The sequence below is a fragment of the Marinomonas gallaica genome (genome assembly GCF_049821165.1).
GTDB lineage: Bacteria > Pseudomonadota > Gammaproteobacteria > Pseudomonadales > Marinomonadaceae > Marinomonas > Marinomonas gallaica.
On the sequence record NZ_CP187511.1, the window covers coordinates 878,560 to 893,454 of the forward strand.

General features: G+C 46.0%; 21 protein-coding genes. 20 read left to right on the forward strand and 1 reads right to left on the reverse strand.

Features of this window, described 5'->3' with window-relative positions:
- Window positions 1–5: 5 nt before the first annotated feature.
- The 16 genes from rplX to rplQ all read left to right on the forward strand — a co-directional run bounded on the left by rplX (window position 6) and on the right by rplQ (window position 8,272).
- Entirely contained in the window at window positions 6–323 is a 318-nt protein-coding gene (gene rplX, locus ACPUEK_RS04080) for a 50S ribosomal protein L24 (protein ID WP_067037077.1), read from the forward strand.
- Between the two features lie 18 nt (window positions 324–341).
- The gene (rplE, locus tag ACPUEK_RS04085; RefSeq protein WP_067037080.1) at window positions 342–881 is read left to right on the forward strand and encodes a 50S ribosomal protein L5; all 540 of its coding nucleotides are present in this window, start codon (window positions 342–344) and stop codon (window positions 879–881) included.
- Between the two features lie 12 nt (window positions 882–893).
- Window positions 894–1,199 (forward strand): 30S ribosomal protein S14, encoded by a 306-nt coding sequence (rpsN, locus tag ACPUEK_RS04090; protein ID WP_067037081.1) that lies wholly within the window; start codon window positions 894–896, stop codon window positions 1,197–1,199.
- Window positions 1,200–1,327: 128 nt separating this feature from the next.
- Window positions 1,328–1,720, forward strand: a complete 393-nt coding sequence (gene rpsH, locus ACPUEK_RS04095; RefSeq protein ID WP_067037082.1) for a 30S ribosomal protein S8 — start codon at window positions 1,328–1,330, stop codon at window positions 1,718–1,720.
- Window positions 1,721–1,729: 9 nt separating this feature from the next.
- A complete protein-coding gene (rplF, locus tag ACPUEK_RS04100; RefSeq protein WP_067223471.1) occupies window positions 1,730–2,263 on the forward strand; it encodes a 50S ribosomal protein L6 in 534 nt (177 codons plus the stop codon).
- Between the two features lie 13 nt (window positions 2,264–2,276).
- On the forward strand, window positions 2,277–2,627 hold the full coding sequence (rplR, locus tag ACPUEK_RS04105; protein WP_067037085.1) for a 50S ribosomal protein L18: 351 nt from the start codon (window positions 2,277–2,279) through the stop codon (window positions 2,625–2,627).
- Window positions 2,628–2,637: 10 nt separating this feature from the next.
- Window positions 2,638–3,138, forward strand: a complete 501-nt coding sequence (gene rpsE / locus ACPUEK_RS04110; protein ID WP_067037087.1) for a 30S ribosomal protein S5 — start codon at window positions 2,638–2,640, stop codon at window positions 3,136–3,138.
- A 6-nt stretch (window positions 3,139–3,144) separates the two neighbouring features.
- Entirely contained in the window at window positions 3,145–3,330 is a 186-nt protein-coding gene (gene rpmD, locus ACPUEK_RS04115; protein ID WP_067223468.1) for a 50S ribosomal protein L30, read from the forward strand.
- Window position 3,331: 1 nt separating this feature from the next.
- Window positions 3,332–3,766, forward strand: coding sequence for a 50S ribosomal protein L15 (gene rplO, locus ACPUEK_RS04120; RefSeq protein ID WP_067037095.1), 435 nt, complete (start codon window positions 3,332–3,334; stop codon window positions 3,764–3,766).
- Window positions 3,767–5,098 carry a preprotein translocase subunit SecY gene (secY, locus tag ACPUEK_RS04125; RefSeq protein WP_067037096.1) on the forward strand — a complete coding sequence of 444 codons (1,332 nt, stop codon included), beginning with the start codon at window positions 3,767–3,769 and terminating at the stop codon, window positions 5,096–5,098.
- A gap of 19 nt (window positions 5,099–5,117) precedes the next feature.
- Window positions 5,118–5,231 (forward strand): 50S ribosomal protein L36, encoded by a 114-nt coding sequence (gene rpmJ / locus ACPUEK_RS04130; protein ID WP_055462823.1) that lies wholly within the window; start codon window positions 5,118–5,120, stop codon window positions 5,229–5,231.
- A 121-nt stretch (window positions 5,232–5,352) separates the two neighbouring features.
- The gene (rpsM, locus tag ACPUEK_RS04135) at window positions 5,353–5,709 is read left to right on the forward strand and encodes a 30S ribosomal protein S13 (RefSeq protein WP_067223465.1); all 357 of its coding nucleotides are present in this window, start codon (window positions 5,353–5,355) and stop codon (window positions 5,707–5,709) included.
- A gap of 68 nt (window positions 5,710–5,777) precedes the next feature.
- On the forward strand, window positions 5,778–6,170 hold the full coding sequence (gene rpsK / locus ACPUEK_RS04140) for a 30S ribosomal protein S11 (RefSeq protein ID WP_067037103.1): 393 nt from the start codon (window positions 5,778–5,780) through the stop codon (window positions 6,168–6,170).
- Between the two features lie 14 nt (window positions 6,171–6,184).
- Window positions 6,185–6,805, forward strand: coding sequence for a 30S ribosomal protein S4 (gene rpsD / locus ACPUEK_RS04145; RefSeq protein ID WP_067037105.1), 621 nt, complete (start codon window positions 6,185–6,187; stop codon window positions 6,803–6,805).
- Between the two features lie 36 nt (window positions 6,806–6,841).
- The gene (locus tag ACPUEK_RS04150) at window positions 6,842–7,846 is read left to right on the forward strand and encodes a DNA-directed RNA polymerase subunit alpha (protein ID WP_067037107.1); all 1,005 of its coding nucleotides are present in this window, start codon (window positions 6,842–6,844) and stop codon (window positions 7,844–7,846) included.
- Between the two features lie 42 nt (window positions 7,847–7,888).
- On the forward strand, window positions 7,889–8,272 hold the full coding sequence (gene rplQ / locus ACPUEK_RS04155; protein WP_067037109.1) for a 50S ribosomal protein L17: 384 nt from the start codon (window positions 7,889–7,891) through the stop codon (window positions 8,270–8,272).
- A gap of 137 nt (window positions 8,273–8,409) precedes the next feature.
- Here rplQ and uvrA read toward each other — a convergent pair whose 3' ends face one another.
- Window positions 8,410–11,229, reverse strand: a complete 2,820-nt coding sequence (gene uvrA, locus ACPUEK_RS04160; RefSeq protein ID WP_425642411.1) for an excinuclease ABC subunit UvrA — start codon at window positions 11,227–11,229, stop codon at window positions 8,410–8,412.
- Window positions 11,230–11,382: 153 nt separating this feature from the next.
- Between uvrA and ACPUEK_RS04165 the strand changes: the two genes are divergently transcribed.
- The 4 genes from ACPUEK_RS04165 to smrA all read left to right on the forward strand — a co-directional run bounded on the left by ACPUEK_RS04165 (window position 11,383) and on the right by smrA (window position 14,847).
- Window positions 11,383–12,741 (forward strand): MFS transporter, encoded by a 1,359-nt coding sequence (locus ACPUEK_RS04165; RefSeq protein ID WP_417507742.1) that lies wholly within the window; start codon window positions 11,383–11,385, stop codon window positions 12,739–12,741.
- 31 nt (window positions 12,742–12,772) lie between these two features.
- Entirely contained in the window at window positions 12,773–13,480 is a 708-nt protein-coding gene (ssb, locus tag ACPUEK_RS04170; RefSeq protein WP_067037119.1) for a single-stranded DNA-binding protein, read from the forward strand.
- 153 nt (window positions 13,481–13,633) lie between these two features.
- Window positions 13,634–14,074, forward strand: coding sequence for an MgtC/SapB family protein (locus tag ACPUEK_RS04175; protein ID WP_067223873.1), 441 nt, complete (start codon window positions 13,634–13,636; stop codon window positions 14,072–14,074).
- Between the two features lie 191 nt (window positions 14,075–14,265).
- Complete coding sequence (smrA, locus tag ACPUEK_RS04180) at window positions 14,266–14,847, forward strand: DNA endonuclease SmrA (protein WP_417507743.1); 582 nt, start codon at window positions 14,266–14,268, stop codon at window positions 14,845–14,847.
- The last annotated feature ends 48 nt before the right edge of the window (window positions 14,848–14,895 follow it).

Consider the following 14,895-nt stretch of genomic DNA (forward strand, 5'->3'; position numbering starts at 1 on the left):
ACAGAATGCGTAAAATCAAACGTGACGATGAAGTCGTAGTAATTGCTGGTAAAGATAAAGGCAAACGCGGCAAAGTTGTTAAAGTAGTAGACGAAAGCCGTGTACTTGTTTCTGGTATCAATATGGTCAAGAAACATGAAAAGCCAAACCCTATGAAGGGTACGACTGGCGGCATCGTTGAAAAAGAAGCACCTATCCAGGTTTCAAATGTAGCCATTTTTAACAATGCTACGGGTAAAGCGGATCGCGTCGGCTTTAAAGTGAATGAAGACGGTACTAAAGTACGTGTTTTCAAATCTAACAGTGAAGCGATCGACGCCTAAGAGCGAGAATTTATAGCCATGGCGAGACTTAAGCAAGTTTATAAAGATCAAGTTGTAGCTCAACTGACAGAACAGTTCAGTTACAACAACGTAATGGAAGTGCCTAAAATCACCAAAATTACGTTGAATATGGGTGTTGGTGAAGCTATCGCAGACAAGAAACTTCTTGAAAATGCGGTAAATGATCTTACAGCACTTAGCGGCCAGAAAGTGGTAGTAACAAAAGCACGCAAATCTGTTGCAGGCTTTAAAATCCGTGACGGTTACCCGATCGGTTGTAAAGTTACTCTACGTGGTGAGCGTATGTGGGATTTCTTCGACCGTTTGGTTGATGTTGCTATCCCACGTATCCGTGACTTCCGTGGTCTTAACCCGAAGTCATTTGACGGACGCGGTAACTACAGCATGGGTGTTAAAGAGCAGATCATCTTCCCAGAAATCGATTACGATAAAGTAGACCGTGTACGCGGTATGGATATTACCATTACTACTACTGCTCGTACCGACGAAGAAGGTCGTGCTTTGCTAGCCGCCTTTAGTTTCCCTTTCAAGAAATAAGAGGTAGGAATCATGGCTAAAGTATCAATGATTCAACGCGAAGCTAAGCGCGAAAAATTAGTAGCAAAGTACGCTGAAAAGCGTGCAGCTCTAAAGGCGATCATTAACGACGTTAATGCATCGGACGATGAAAAGTGGGAAGCAACGCTTAAATTGCAAGCGCTTCCACGCGATTCATCTTCTTCACGCCAACGTAATCGTTGTCAGATTACAGGTCGTCCGCACGGCGTTTACCGTCGCTTCGGCTTGTCTCGTATCAAACTGCGTGAAGCAGCGATGCGCGGCGATGTACCAGGCTTGAAGAAAGCTAGTTGGTAAGCAAGTAGAGCGCGATCATAATACATGGCAGTGAGGGGGTGTTCAAAAGCTGGACATTCTGCTCGCTGCTGTGTACTATGCGCGAGCTCTATTTGCTGCACAATGGTTTTTTTATTAGGAGCTCTTAAATGAGTATGCAAGATACAATTGCGGATATGATCACTCGTATCCGTAACGCACAGTTGGCTGCAAAAACAACTGTGTCTATGCCTTCATCAAACATGAAGGTGTCTGTTGCTAATGTTCTTCGTGAAGAAGGTTACGTAACTGACTACAGCGTTGAAGAAGGCACAAAGCCTACTCTTACAATCGAACTTAAATACTTCGAAGGTAAGCCTGTAATTGAAGAGATCAAGCGCGTCTCTCGCCCAAGTTTGCGTCAATACAAAGCATCAGCAGAACTTCCTAAAGTAGAAGCAGGCCTAGGCGTTGCTATCATCTCTACTTCTAAAGGTTTGATGACTGATCGTGCAGCTCGTGCTGCTGGTATTGGTGGCGAAGTAATCTGCACAGTTTTCTAGGAGTTAGGTATGTCTCGAGTTGCGAAAAGCCCTGTGACGCTTCCTAGTGGTGTAGAAGTTACTCTAAATGGCCAAGCTGTATCTGTAAAAGGCGGCAAAGGTGCATTAGAGCTTAACGTACACGCAAGCGTTGAAGTTAAAAAAGAAGACAATGTTCTAACTTTTGCTCCACGTGATGGTGCAAAACAAACCAATGCATTAGCTGGTACGACTCGTGCCCTAGTGAACAACATGGTTGTTGGTGTAAGCCAAGGTTTTGAAAAACGTCTGCTACTACAAGGTGTTGGTTACCGTGCTGCTGTTAAAGGCAATGTACTGAACCTTGCACTAGGTTTCTCACACCCAGTTGATTATGATCTGCCTGAAGGCGTCACAGCTGAGTGTGCATCACAAACAGAAGTTATTCTTCGCGGTATCGACAAACAAGCAGTTGGCCAAGCCGCTGCTGAAGTTCGCGGCTTCCGTCCACCAGAGCCATATAAAGGCAAAGGTGTTCGTTATGCTGATGAAGTTGTTCGCCGTAAAGAAGCTAAGAAAAAGTAGTAGGTAAGCATTCATGAACACTAAGAAACAATCTCGAATTCGTCGTGCTCGCCGCACACGTCTGCATATTCGTGACCTAGGTGCGAACCGTCTTACTGTAAATCGCACACCACGTCATATGTATGCACAAGTAATTTCGCCATGTGGTAGCACAGTGCTAGCAAGCGCTTCTACTCTAGACGCGAGCCTACGTTCTTCTGCGACTGGTAACAAAGATGCAGCAGCTAAAGTGGGTGCTCTTATCGCTGAACGTGCTAAAGCAGCTGGCATCAGCGCTGTTGCATTTGACCGTTCTGGCTTCAAATACCACGGTCGCGTTCAGGCGTTAGCAGATGCTGCGCGTGAAGCTGGTCTAGAGTTCTAAGAGGTAGCAAATGGCAGTTAACGAACAACAAACTAGCGATCTACAAGAGAAGCTAGTACAAGTAAACCGCGTTGCCAAAGTAGTTAAGGGTGGTCGTATCTTCTCTTTTACTGCTTTGACAGTTGTTGGTGATGGTAACGGTAAAGTAGGTTACGGTCGTGGTAAAGCACGTGAAGTGCCTCAAGCAATCCAGAAAGCGATGGAGCAAGCTCGTCGCAATATGGTTTCTGTTGCTCTAGATGGCGACACACTTCAATACCCTGTTAAAGCGAACCATGGTGCATCTAAAGTGTACATGCAGCCAGCTTCTCAAGGTACTGGTGTTATCGCGGGTGGTGCAATGCGTGCGGTTCTTGAAATCGCAGGTGTTCACAACGTATTGGCTAAGTGTTACGGCTCAACTAACCCGATTAACGTTGTTCAAGCAACGATTAAAGGTTTGGCTGACATGCGTGCACCTGAGCAAATCGCTGCGAAACGCGGTAAGTCTGTCGATCAAATTTTGGGGTAATGTGAAATGGCTAACAACACCATCACAGTAGAATTGACTCGTAGCCCTATTGGTCGTCTTCCGAAGCACCGTGAGACAGTTAAAGGCTTGGGTCTTAAAAAGATCGGTCAACGTCGTGAACTAGAAGATACTCCTTCTGTTCGTGGCATGATCAATAAAGTTTATTACATGGTTAAAGTGGTAGGAGAATAACATGTTCCTAAATACTATTCGCCCTGGCGAAGGTAGCAAGCATGCTCCTAAACGTGTAGGCCGCGGTATTGGTAGCGGTTTGGGTAAAACTGGCGGACGTGGCCACAAAGGTCTTAAGTCTCGTTCAGGTGGCTCAGTTAAACCTGGTTTTGAAGGCGGTCAAATGCCATTGCAGCGTCGTCTGCCAAAATTTGGTTTCACTTCACGTCAGGCACAGTATGTTGCTGAGGTTCGTCTTAACGAACTAACCGCAGTGAATGCAGAAGTTGTAGATTTGGCTGCTCTTAAAGGCGCAGACATCATTGGTGACAAAATTAAGTCAGCAAAAGTTATCTTGTCTGGTTCTATCGACAAAGCAGTAACTGTTCGCGGCCTTAAAGTTACTAAAGGTGCTCGCGCTGCTATTGAAGCAGCTGGCGGAAAAGTCGAGGAATAGATGACAAAGCGTGGCTCACTACCTACAGGTATGCAAAACGGTCTAGGAGAGCTTTGGGCTCGAATTCGTTTTGTGTTCTTAGCAATTATTGTATATCGAATCGGTGCACACATTCCGGTCCCGGGGATTAACCCAGATCGTTTGTCTGCATTATTTGACCAGAACGAAGGCACAATCCTGAGTCTATTTAACGTATTCTCAGGCGGCGCATTGGAACGAATGAGTATTTTTGCTCTGGGTATCCTGCCATATATTTCTGCCTCGATCATTATGCAGTTATTGACTGTAGTGAGCCCACAGCTAGAGCAGCTTAAAAAGGAAGGTGAGGCGGGTCGTCGTAAGATCACCCAATACACCCGTTACGGGACAGTTCTTCTTGCTCTTGTACAGTCCGCCTCTATGGCGGTTGGCCTTGCTAGTCAGGGTATTTCGTTCAGCTCTGGTCTAGAGTTCTACGCAGTTGCTGTAGTTACTCTTGTGGCTGGTACGGTATTTCTGATGTGGTTAGGTGAGCAAGTTACTGAAAAAGGTATTGGTAATGGTATTTCGATCCTTATCTTTGCCGGTATCGTAGCAGGTCTTCCTTCTGCTCTAGGTCGTTCATTTGAGTCGGCCCGTCAAGGTGATATCAATATCCTTGCGTTGCTGTTGATTGGCATATTAGCAATCGCTACCATCGCGTTCGTTGTCTTTATTGAACGTGGTCAGCGTCGAATTACTGTGAATTATGCTAAACGCCAGCAAGGCAAAAAGGTGTTTGCCGCACAAAAGAGTCATTTGCCACTAAAAGTAAATATGGCGGGCGTAATCCCACCGATCTTTGCTTCTAGTATTCTTCTGTTCCCTGCTTCGATCGGCCAGTGGTTTGGTCAAGGCGAGGGTATGGAATGGTTGCAAAATATTTCTTTGGCTCTAGCTCCTGGGCAACCGCTCTATGTGCTGTTGTTTGCGATAGCAATTGTTTTCTTTTGCTTCTTTTATACAGCGCTGGTGTTCAACCCTAAAGATGTGGCAGATAACTTGAAAAAGTCCGGAGCGTTTTTGCCGGGCATTCGTCCAGGCGACCACACTGCTCGATATATCGACGGTGTTATGACTCGCTTGACACTTTTTGGTGCATTATATATCACGCTAGTGTCACTGATGCCTCAGTTCTTTGTCGTGGCTTGGAATGTTCCTTTCTACTTCGGTGGTACTTCGATGTTAATCGTAGTGGTCGTAGTGATGGACTTCATGTCACAAGTACAAAGTCATTTAATGAGTCATCAATACGAGTCATTGATGAAAAAGTCGAACCTGACTGGATATGGTCCAAATGGCCTAATGCGTTAAGCATAGGTTGGAGTTGAACATGAAAGTACGTGCATCTGTAAAGAAAATCTGTCGTAACTGCAAAATCGTTCGTCGTAACGGTTCAGTTCGAGTGATTTGTTCTGAGCCTCGTCACAAACAGCGTCAAGGCTAATAGTCGAATTATTCGATGATGGGAGGGTGGTTGATTTTTGTCCGCTAAGCTGGCATAATCTTCCGCCCTCATGAAAGCAAAGTGATGAATTGAATTCATCCATAACAACGGAGTAAAGTGAATGGCCCGTATAGCCGGTGTCAATATTCCTGACAATAAACATGCGGTCATTTCTCTAACTTACATCTTCGGGATCGGTCGCACACGCTCACAAGAAATCTGCAAAGCTGCAGAGATCGCAGAAACCGCTAAAATCGGTTCTCTAAGTGATGAAGTGCTAGACCGTCTACGTGGCGAAGTTGCTAAGTTTACTGTAGAGGGTGACCTCCGCCGTGAAGTCAGCATGTCTATCAAGCGTTTGATGGACTTGGGCTGTAACCGTGGCATCCGTCACCGCCGCAGCTTACCTGTTCGTGGTCAACGTACCAAAACGAACGCTCGTACACGAAAAGGCCCTCGTAAGCCAATTCGTAAGTAATTTAACGCGTTTCGCTCTAGCGCATTAAGTCTGCTAGAGCTGAGCATTAGATATAGGAAAAGTGCAATATGGCTAAGCCAGCAGCGCGCAGTACCAAGAAGAAAGTCAAAAAGACGGTCGTCGACGGTGTTGCTCATGTACACGCGTCTTTCAACAACACGATCGTGACTATCACTGATCGCCAAGGCAATGCTTTGTCTTGGGCGACTGCAGGTGGTTCTGGTTTCCGTGGTTCTCGTAAAAGTACCCCATTTGCAGCACAGGTTGCTGCAGAACGTGCCGGAACTGCTGCACAAGAGTTCGGCCTAAAGAACGTTGACGTAATGATCAAGGGCCCTGGTCCTGGTCGTGAATCCGCAGTTCGTGCATTAAATGCATTGGGTCTGCGCATCAACAACATCACAGACGTGACGCCAATCCCGCACAACGGTTGCCGTCCGCCTAAGAAACGTCGCGTTTAAGAGGAGACAGACACATGGCTCGTTATTTAGGTCCAACTTGTAAATTGTCTCGTCGTGAAGGCACAGACTTACAACTTAAAAGTGGCTCACGCGCTTTAGAATCAAAATGTAAAGCAGAAACAGTTCCTGGTGTGCACGGTGCACGTCGTGGTCGTCTTTCTGATTACGGTCTACAGCTACGTGAAAAACAAAAAGTTCGTCGTATTTACGGCATTCTTGAAAAACAATTCCGCAACTACTACAAAGACGCTGCTCGTATCAAAGGTGCAACTGGTGAAAACCTTCTGCAACTTCTTGAGTCACGTTTAGACAATGTAGTATACCGTGCAGGCTTCGGCTCTACACGTGCGGAAGCTCGTCAGCTAGTTGGCCACAAAGCCATTCTAGTTAACGGCGAATTGGTAAACATCGCATCATTCCAAGTGAAAGCTGGTGATGTTGTGTCTATCCGTGAAAAAGCTAAGAAGCAGTTGCGTGTACAAAACGCGCTAGAGCTATCTAAAAGTCGTGCACCGATCCATTGGGTCGAAGTTGATGCAACTAAACTGGAAGCAACTTACAAAGCTGCTCCAGAGCGTGCCGATTTATCAGCTGAAATTAATGAGAACCTAATCGTCGAGCTTTACTCTAAGTAATAGCTAGATGGTTAGGATTAAGAAATAGGTGGATCTATGCAGCGTTCAGTGAGCGAATTGTTAACCCCACGCAACATCGAAGTACAAGAGTTGGGCCAATCGCGCGCCAAAGTGACTCTGCAACCGCTAGAGCGTGGTTTCGGACACACATTAGGCAACGCGCTTCGTCGTATACTTTTGTCTTCTATGCCTGGTTGTGCAATTGTCGAAGTAGAAATCGACGGTGTATTGCATGAGTACAGTGCGATTGAAGGGGTAAAAGAAGACGTTATTGAAATTCTTCTTAACCTAAAAGGAGTTGCGATCGCTCTACACGGGCAAGATGAAGCAACTCTAACACTAAGTAAGAAAGGTCCTGGTGTCGTAACGGCTGGAGATATCCAACTGGTTGCTGACTCTGAGATCTCTAACCCAGATCATGTGATTTGTCACCTTGATGATACTGCAGAGTTAAACATGCAGATCAAAGTGGCCCGTGGTCGTGGTTATGAGCCTGCTGACGCTCGTGTTGCTGGTGACGATGAGACTCGTCCTATTGGTCGCTTGCAGCTGGATGCCTCTTTCAGTCCTGTTCGCCGTGTTGCTTACAGCGTAGAAAATGCTCGTGTAGAGCAGCGTACTGACCTAGACAAACTTGTCATTGACATTGAGTCTAATGGTACGATCGACGCAGAAGAAGCAATTCGCCGTGCAGCGACGATTCTACAACAACAAATCGCGGTATTTGTCGCACTAGAAAGCGAAAGCGAGACAGTTGTAGAAGAAGAAGAGGATGAGATTGATCCAATTTTGCTACGCCCGGTTGATGATCTTGAGCTAACCGTTCGCAGTGCTAACTGTCTGAAAGCAGAAAATATCTACTACATCGGTGATTTGATTCAGCGTACAGAGGTTGAGTTACTTAAAACGCCTAACCTTGGTAAGAAGTCATTAACTGAAATTAAAGATGTTTTAGCACAGCGCGGTCTGTCTTTGGGAATGCGTCTAGAAAACTGGCCACCGGCTAGTCTAAAAGACGATAGCAAAGTTCTAGCTCGCTAGATCATTGTTCCCTGACCACCGTAGTTTGGTAAGGAATGTAAAATGCGTCATCGTAAGAGTGGACGTCACTTAAACCGTACTAGCTCACATCGTAAAGCGATGTTCAAAAACATGGCTGCTTCTTTATTCGAGCACGAAGTTATTAAAACTACGTTGCCGAAAGCCAAAGAACTTCGTCGCGTTGCTGAGCCTTTGATCACATTGGCGAAAGAAGATTCCGTTGCGAATCGTCGCCTAGCCTTTGCACGCACGCGTAGCAAAGATGCAGTAGGTAAATTGTTCTCTGAGCTTGGTCCTCGTTACCAAGGTCGTCCTGGCGGTTACGTTCGCATTTTAAAATGTGGCTTCCGTGCAGGTGATAACGCACCTATGGCTTACGTTGAACTGGTCGATCGTCCAGTTACGGAAGCAGCAGACGCTGAGTAATACAGCATTTGCTTTAAAAAAGCCGGGCCACAAGCCCGGCTTTTTTGTGTCTACAGTCTTTCTATTGCAAAAAGACCGATATAAATAGACACAAAAAAAGAGCCATAGGCTCTTTTTTTATGGTTTGCTCATATCTTTTAAAGCATGGGTTTCAAGAAACGAGCGGTATGTGAACTCTCATGCTGGGCAACGGTTTCAGGTGTCCCTTCAGCAACTATGTAACCACCGCCACTACCACCCTCTGGGCCTAGGTCTACAATCCAATCTGCGGTTTTAATGACATCTAGATTATGTTCAATGACAACCACCGTATTACCATGATCGCGTAAACGATGTAGTACCGTGAGTAGTAATTCAATGTCAGCGAAGTGCAAACCTGTTGTTGGCTCATCGAGAATATACAGTGTTTTACCTGTATCGCGTTTTGATAGTTCTTTGGCCAACTTAACCCGTTGTGCTTCGCCACCTGATAGAGTCGTCGCTGCTTGACCTAAACGAATATACCCTAAGCCAACATCCATCAGTGTTTGTAGCTTGCGGGCGATGGAAGGAACAGGGTCAAAGAATTCTCGAGCTTCTTCAATGGTCATGTCTAAGCACTGATGAATATTCTTCCCTTTGTAAGTGATTTCTAGCGTTTCACGGTTATAGCGTTGTCCCTTACAGACATCACAGGGAACATACACGTCTGGTAGGAAGTGCATCTCGACTTTGATTACACCATCCCCTTGACACGCTTCACAACGACCGCCTTTGACGTTAAACGAGAAGCGCCCTGGCTTGTAGCCTCGAGATCGCGCCTCTTGTGTCGCAGCGAACAGTTCGCGCATCGGGGTAAAGATACCCGTATAAGTTGCTGGGTTTGAGCGTGGCGTACGACCAATTGGACTTTGGTCTATGTCGACACATTTGTCGAAGTGATCCAAACCTTCAACTTTTTCATAGGTGGCTGGTTTTAGTGTTGTCGCGCCATTAAGCGCGGTTGCCGCGAGTGGAAATAATGTACCGTTAATTAAAGTCGATTTCCCCGAACCAGAGACACCTGTTACGCAGGTCATCACCCCTACAGGAATATTTAAAGTGACGTGATTAAGGTTATTGCCTTGTGCGCCGTGCAGCGTCAGTTGTTTTCCTTCTGTCGCTTGATGACGAATTGACGGTACTTTAATAGAACGCTTGCCAGTTAAGAATTGTCCCGTGATGGATTCTTCGCAAGCCATAATGTCTTCAGGTGTACCGGATGCAATGACTTGGCCGCCATGAACACCTGCACCAGGGCCGATATCAATCAGGTGGTCTGCAACACGAATAGCATCCTCATCGTGTTCGACAACAATCACTGTATTGCCTAGATCTCGTAGTCGCGTTAGCGTGCTGATTAGGCGCTCGTTATCCCGTTGATGGAGGCCGATAGAAGGTTCATCTAATATGTACATGACGCCCACTAAACCTGCACCGATTTGACTGGCGAGGCGAATACGTTGGGCTTCACCGCCGGATAATGAGTCTGCTTTGCGGTCGAGCGTTAAATAATCAAGACCTACGTTTACTAAGAAGCTCAAGCGATCACGTATTTCTTTTAAGATTTTTTCTGCAATGGCCCCTTTGGCCCCTTCAAGCTTCAATGTCTCGAAATAACTTAAGCATTCAGCAATCGGTTTTTTGACGATATCAGGCAGAGTTTCCGTGGCAATAAACACATTACGTGCAGCTCTATTCAAGCGCGTGCCATGACAAGTGGGACATGCTTGAGTGCTGATATATTGAGACAGATCTTCGCGAACACTGTCAGATTCTGTTTCGTGATAACGGCGATTGAGATTGGGCAATACGCCTTCGAATACATGTGAACGTGTCATTTTGTCACCACGTTCATTTATGTATACAAAGTCGATCTTGTCTTTGCCAGAACCGTTTAAAACAACATTTTGAAACTTTTCTGGAATATCTTTAAATTTTGCATTGATATCGAATTCGTAAAAGTTGGCCAAAGCATTCAGTTGCTGGAAGTAGAAAATACTCCGACGTCCCCAGCCTCGAATAGCGCCTTCACCGAGGGTTAAATTCTCATCTTGAATGACGCGATCGGCATCGAAGACTTGATGCGTACCTAAGCCATCACACGTTTGGCAAGCGCCATTCGGGTTGTTAAACGAGAATAAGCGAGGCTCAAGTTCGGTAATGGCGTAGCCACATACTGGACAAGCGAATTTGCTTGAAAAGATGTGCTCATCGGTTTCATCATCCATATTAAGCACTTTGGCGATACCATCTGACAGCGATAAACACGTTTCAAAGGATTCCGCTAAGCGCAGCTGTAAATCAGGGCGTACCTTAAAGCGATCAACAACAACTTCAATGGTATGCTTTTTGTTTTTCTCTAACGTTGGTGCATCATCAAGATCCACGACGATGCCATCAATTCGAGCGCGTACAAAGCCTTTTGCCAGCAATTCGCTAATAGTATGAAGATGTTCACCTTTGCGATCCTTGATGATCGGCGCTAGCATCATCATCTTGCTTTCTTCTGGTAGCGAAAGCACTTTATCAACCATCTGGCTAATAGTTTGGGCTTCCAGCGGTTCGCCGTGATCTGGACAGCGTGGCTGGCCTGCACGAGCGAAGAGCAGACGAAGATAGTCATAAACTTCCGTGATCGTACCGACGGTCGAACGTGGGTTATGTGACGTGGACTTTTGTTCAATGGAGATCGCTGGAGATAAGCCTTCGATATGATCAATATCGGGCTTTTCCATCATGGACAAGAATTGACGTGCATAGGTTGATAATGACTCAACATAACGACGCTGTCCTTCGGCATACAGCGTGTCGAAGGCAAGGGACGATTTACCTGAACCAGAGAGCCCGGTAATCACCACCAGCTTGTCGCGAGGAATGTCCAAATCGATGTTTTTTAGATTGTGGGTCCGCGCACCGCGAAGGGTAATAGTGTCCATGTGTCTCCAAAATGTAATGCAACCAAGGAAAAAGTCATTCAAAATAGAATAACTGTCTATTTTTACAGTAGTTAAAATAGAGCTTCAACGGTATTTTTAGTAAAATCTTCGATCTTTCAACAATCACCCCTAAATACGCAAGTAGTAGCACCTATGGATGTCATTGAACGCCGCTCAGTTTTAGCCTTAGCAATGGTTTATCTATTCCGTATGCTTGGCCTGTTTCTTATTATGCCTGTCATCAGTGTGGCCGCGGATGGGCTAGACGGTTCCGATGCCGCGTTGATTGGTGCGGCGATCGGTATATACGGGTTTACCCAAGCCTCTTTACAGATCCCGATGGGGATGATGTCTGACAAGATCGGCCGTAAAAGAGTGATTATTTTTGGTCTAATGTTGTTTGCATTAGGGAGTATTATTTGTGCCAATGCTGATAGCATTGTAACACTGATTATCGGACGAGCGATTCAAGGTGCAGGAGCGATTGCCAGTACCTTGATGGCATTGCTCAGTGATGTAACGAAAGAGCAAAACCGCACGAAGGCCATGGCGATGGTGGGTATTAGTATTGGTGCGTCGTTTATGATTTCACTGATTCTTGGGCCTATTTTGTATCAGTGGGTCGGACTATCTGGTCTGTTTTATCTGTCTTTTGGGTTTTCTATTGTAGGTATGGCGTTAGTCCTTTGGGCAGTGCCTAATGTGACGCAGCATAGCTTTAGACGTGATACAACACCAAGTTTAGTGGCTCTAAAAGGCGTTTTAAAAGACAGCCAACTACGTTTTCTAAACGTCAGTATATTATTGCTGCACGGCAGTTTGACGGCGTTGTTTGTGGCAATACCAAGTTTGTTAATTCATCGCTATGGGTTAGCCTTAGGTCAGCACAGTATTTTGTATTTGCTCGTTATGGGCGGGGCTTTTATTTTGATGCTACCGTTAGTGATTGCGGCAGAGGGCAAAGGTAAAATGAAGCAAGTACTCACCCTTGTCATTGGTATTCTTGGTGCGACGACTTTATTGATGGAGTGGTCTGCACAACTATGGTTGTTTGCCGTGGCAGTGTGTTTGTTCTTTGTTGCATTTAATACGTTGGAAGCGACATTACCATCCGTGATCAGCAAGCTGGCTCCAGTCGGTTATCGTGGTACCGCAATGGGTGTGTTTTCAACGCATCAGTTTATGGGCGCATTCATTGGTGGAGCCGGTGGAGGCTGGTTGCTACAACACACATCGGTTACAGTGCTGTTTTCTGTCATCGGTGGTATTTGGTTAATGTGGGCAGTTGTGAGTGCCTTTCAACCTGCCCCAAAGCAAGTGGCAAGTATGGCTTTCAGTGTAGCGGCACAGACAGAGGACGATGTGCATCAGCTTAAAAAGCAATTAATGGCAATCCAAGGAGTGGAAGATATGCAGATTTTCACAGATGAGCAAACCGCTTATTTGAAAGTAGATAAAAAGCAGTTAGACAAAGCAGCGTTGCAACGTGTAGCGCCGCAAATTCAGCTATAAGAATTTACAGTTAAAGAATTGGAGTGACCTCATGGCACGTGGAATAAATAAAGTAATCTTGATCGGTAACGCAGGCAGCGACGCAGAAGTGCGTTTTATGCCCTCAGGTGCAGCAGTAGCAAATGTGAACCTTGCCACGTCTGAAAGCTGGCGTGATAAGCAAACGGGTCAAATGCAAGAGCGTACCGAATGGCATCGTGTGGCGTTCATGGATCGTGGCAACTTCCGTCTAGGTCAGATCGCTGGTGACTTTATCAAGAAAGGCTCGAAAGTATACGTAGAAGGCTCGTTGCGTACGCGTGAGTGGGAAAAAGACGGCATTAAGCGCTACACAACTGAAATCGTTGCGAATGAGATGCAATTGCTTGATGGACGTGCAGACGGTCAGCAAGGTGGTGGTTTTGGTGGTGGACAGCAAGCACCACAGCAAGGCGGTTACGGTGCACAACAAGCACCTCAACAAGGTGGCTATGGTGCGCCAGGTGGTTACGGCAATGCGCCACAGCAATCAGAACCACAGCAAGGCAGCTACGGTGCATCGCCAGCGCAGTCAGAGCCTCAGCAAGGTGGCGGTTACGGCCAGCCACAGCAAGCGCCAGCTCAGCCGCAGTCATTTGGCAGCTGGGGTAATCAACCTCAACAAGCCCCTGCGCCAGCACCACAAAAAGCGCCTGAGCCAGCTAAGCCACAACAACCTGCGCCAAGCTTCGACGATTTTGACGATGATATCCCGTTCTGAATCAAGAGAGTAGAATCGCATTTGATCTGGAAAAGGCTGCACATTGTGCGGCCTTTTTCGTATCTAAAGAGGAAGCTCTTGTTATCTGTTTTACTCCTATGTATTTGATGGGTAGGTTTGAGATATTCCAAATACAACATGGAGGTAGTACATATGCTTGATCTAGACTTTGGGTTGATTCTTCACCACTTGACGCAGATGGGCGTGGCGTTTTTGCTTTCATTACCGATCGCATTTAATCGAGAACTTCACGATAGAGGTGCCGGATTGCGTACCTTTCCTCTTGTGACGATTGCATCGTGTTCATTTATGTTAGTGGGTATGAGTGTATATGAAGGGTCCGATGCAGAAGCTCGGGTGATGTATGCCGTTATTACTGGGATGGGGTTTATTGGTGGTGGTGCTATTTTTAAAAGTGGGGACTCCGTATCCGGCACAGCCACAGCGGCAGGCATCTGGAATACGGGAGCCATTGGTGTTTCGGTCGCCTATAGCCGATATGAAATCGCTATACTATTATCGGTCATTGGCTTTTTGATTTTCCAGTTTTCGGGCGCTCTAAAGAAGCGAGATGACACCGCAAATGATGGCTAAGCCTTTGCTATTAGTGGTTCTGAATAGATTGCTGTTATAATGAAGCCAACATTTTTAGCAGAACCTGCTTACCAAGAGTCGTAAGACATTGCTGGCAGAGATTACCCTACAGCTTGTATAGGGGCTCCTACGGGAGCCTTTCTTGTATCTAGCTGTCGTAAATGAATAGGGTGCAAAGTTTGAGGTGATCTATGCAAGAGGACGATGATTTCTCTTTGTTTGCGCAGGAAGTAAAGGGGATTCGCCCAATAAAAAAGACCGAGATATACCTTGGTAAAAAAAAGGGCGAAGTGGACTTTACGGAACGTCAGAAGGCCGCTTTGATTGCAAAGGTTGAAGACCGTAATCACTTGTCCAAAGATTATGTTGAGCGAGTTGATCCTGATGACATGCTTGAATATAAAAAAGACGGTGTGCAAGATGGCGTGTTTAAGCGCTTGCGTCAGGGTAAGTATGGTATTGATTCTCGCCTAGATTTGCATCGACGTACCGTAGAGCAAGCTCGTGTGGAAGTATACCAGTTTGTTGCGGACTGCATGCGGCATGATATTCGTGTGGCGATTATTGTTCACGGAAAAGGTGATCGAACACCAGACCCAAATGATCAGGCGACTATAAAAAGCTTTATTAACAAATGGTTGAGAGATCTCGACGATGTCATGGCGTTTCATACTGCACAGCGTCACCATGGTGGATTAGGCGCAGTGTATGTACTGTTCCGAAAAAGTGACAAAGCGCGCCTAGAAAACTGGGAGCGTCATCAAAAGCGTTAACATAGCAGAGCGCTATATCTCTGCCGACAAAATCACAATCTTGATATA

What these genes read in the sequence shown, in the direction of transcription:
- rpsK (WP_067037103.1), top strand. Translation starts at nt 5,778, where the DNA reads ATGGCTAAGCCAGCAGCGCGCAGTACCAAGAAGAAAGTCAAAAAGACG.
- ACPUEK_RS04175 (WP_067223873.1), top strand. Translation starts at nt 13,634, where the DNA reads ATGCTTGATCTAGACTTTGGGTTGATTCTTCACCACTTGACGCAGATG.
- rplE (WP_067037080.1), top strand. Translation starts at nt 342, where the DNA reads ATGGCGAGACTTAAGCAAGTTTATAAAGATCAAGTTGTAGCTCAACTG.
- ACPUEK_RS04165 (WP_417507742.1), top strand. Translation starts at nt 11,383, where the DNA reads ATGGATGTCATTGAACGCCGCTCAGTTTTAGCCTTAGCAATGGTTTAT.
- rplO (WP_067037095.1), top strand. Translation starts at nt 3,332, where the DNA reads ATGTTCCTAAATACTATTCGCCCTGGCGAAGGTAGCAAGCATGCTCCT.
- uvrA (WP_425642411.1), bottom strand. Translation starts at nt 11,229, where the DNA reads ATGGACACTATTACCCTTCGCGGTGCGCGGACCCACAATCTAAAAAAC.
- rpmD (WP_067223468.1), top strand. Translation starts at nt 3,145, where the DNA reads ATGGCTAACAACACCATCACAGTAGAATTGACTCGTAGCCCTATTGGT.
- rplX (WP_067037077.1), top strand. Translation starts at nt 6, where the DNA reads ATGCGTAAAATCAAACGTGACGATGAAGTCGTAGTAATTGCTGGTAAA.
- rpsM (WP_067223465.1), top strand. Translation starts at nt 5,353, where the DNA reads ATGGCCCGTATAGCCGGTGTCAATATTCCTGACAATAAACATGCGGTC.
- rpmJ (WP_055462823.1), top strand. Translation starts at nt 5,118, where the DNA reads ATGAAAGTACGTGCATCTGTAAAGAAAATCTGTCGTAACTGCAAAATC.
- rplQ (WP_067037109.1), top strand. Translation starts at nt 7,889, where the DNA reads ATGCGTCATCGTAAGAGTGGACGTCACTTAAACCGTACTAGCTCACAT.
- rplR (WP_067037085.1), top strand. Translation starts at nt 2,277, where the DNA reads ATGAACACTAAGAAACAATCTCGAATTCGTCGTGCTCGCCGCACACGT.
- rplF (WP_067223471.1), top strand. Translation starts at nt 1,730, where the DNA reads ATGTCTCGAGTTGCGAAAAGCCCTGTGACGCTTCCTAGTGGTGTAGAA.
- smrA (WP_417507743.1), top strand. Translation starts at nt 14,266, where the DNA reads ATGCAAGAGGACGATGATTTCTCTTTGTTTGCGCAGGAAGTAAAGGGG.
- rpsD (WP_067037105.1), top strand. Translation starts at nt 6,185, where the DNA reads ATGGCTCGTTATTTAGGTCCAACTTGTAAATTGTCTCGTCGTGAAGGC.
- rpsH (WP_067037082.1), top strand. Translation starts at nt 1,328, where the DNA reads ATGAGTATGCAAGATACAATTGCGGATATGATCACTCGTATCCGTAAC.
- ACPUEK_RS04150 (WP_067037107.1), top strand. Translation starts at nt 6,842, where the DNA reads ATGCAGCGTTCAGTGAGCGAATTGTTAACCCCACGCAACATCGAAGTA.
- rpsE (WP_067037087.1), top strand. Translation starts at nt 2,638, where the DNA reads ATGGCAGTTAACGAACAACAAACTAGCGATCTACAAGAGAAGCTAGTA.
- rpsN (WP_067037081.1), top strand. Translation starts at nt 894, where the DNA reads ATGGCTAAAGTATCAATGATTCAACGCGAAGCTAAGCGCGAAAAATTA.
- secY (WP_067037096.1), top strand. Translation starts at nt 3,767, where the DNA reads ATGACAAAGCGTGGCTCACTACCTACAGGTATGCAAAACGGTCTAGGA.
- ssb (WP_067037119.1), top strand. Translation starts at nt 12,773, where the DNA reads ATGGCACGTGGAATAAATAAAGTAATCTTGATCGGTAACGCAGGCAGC.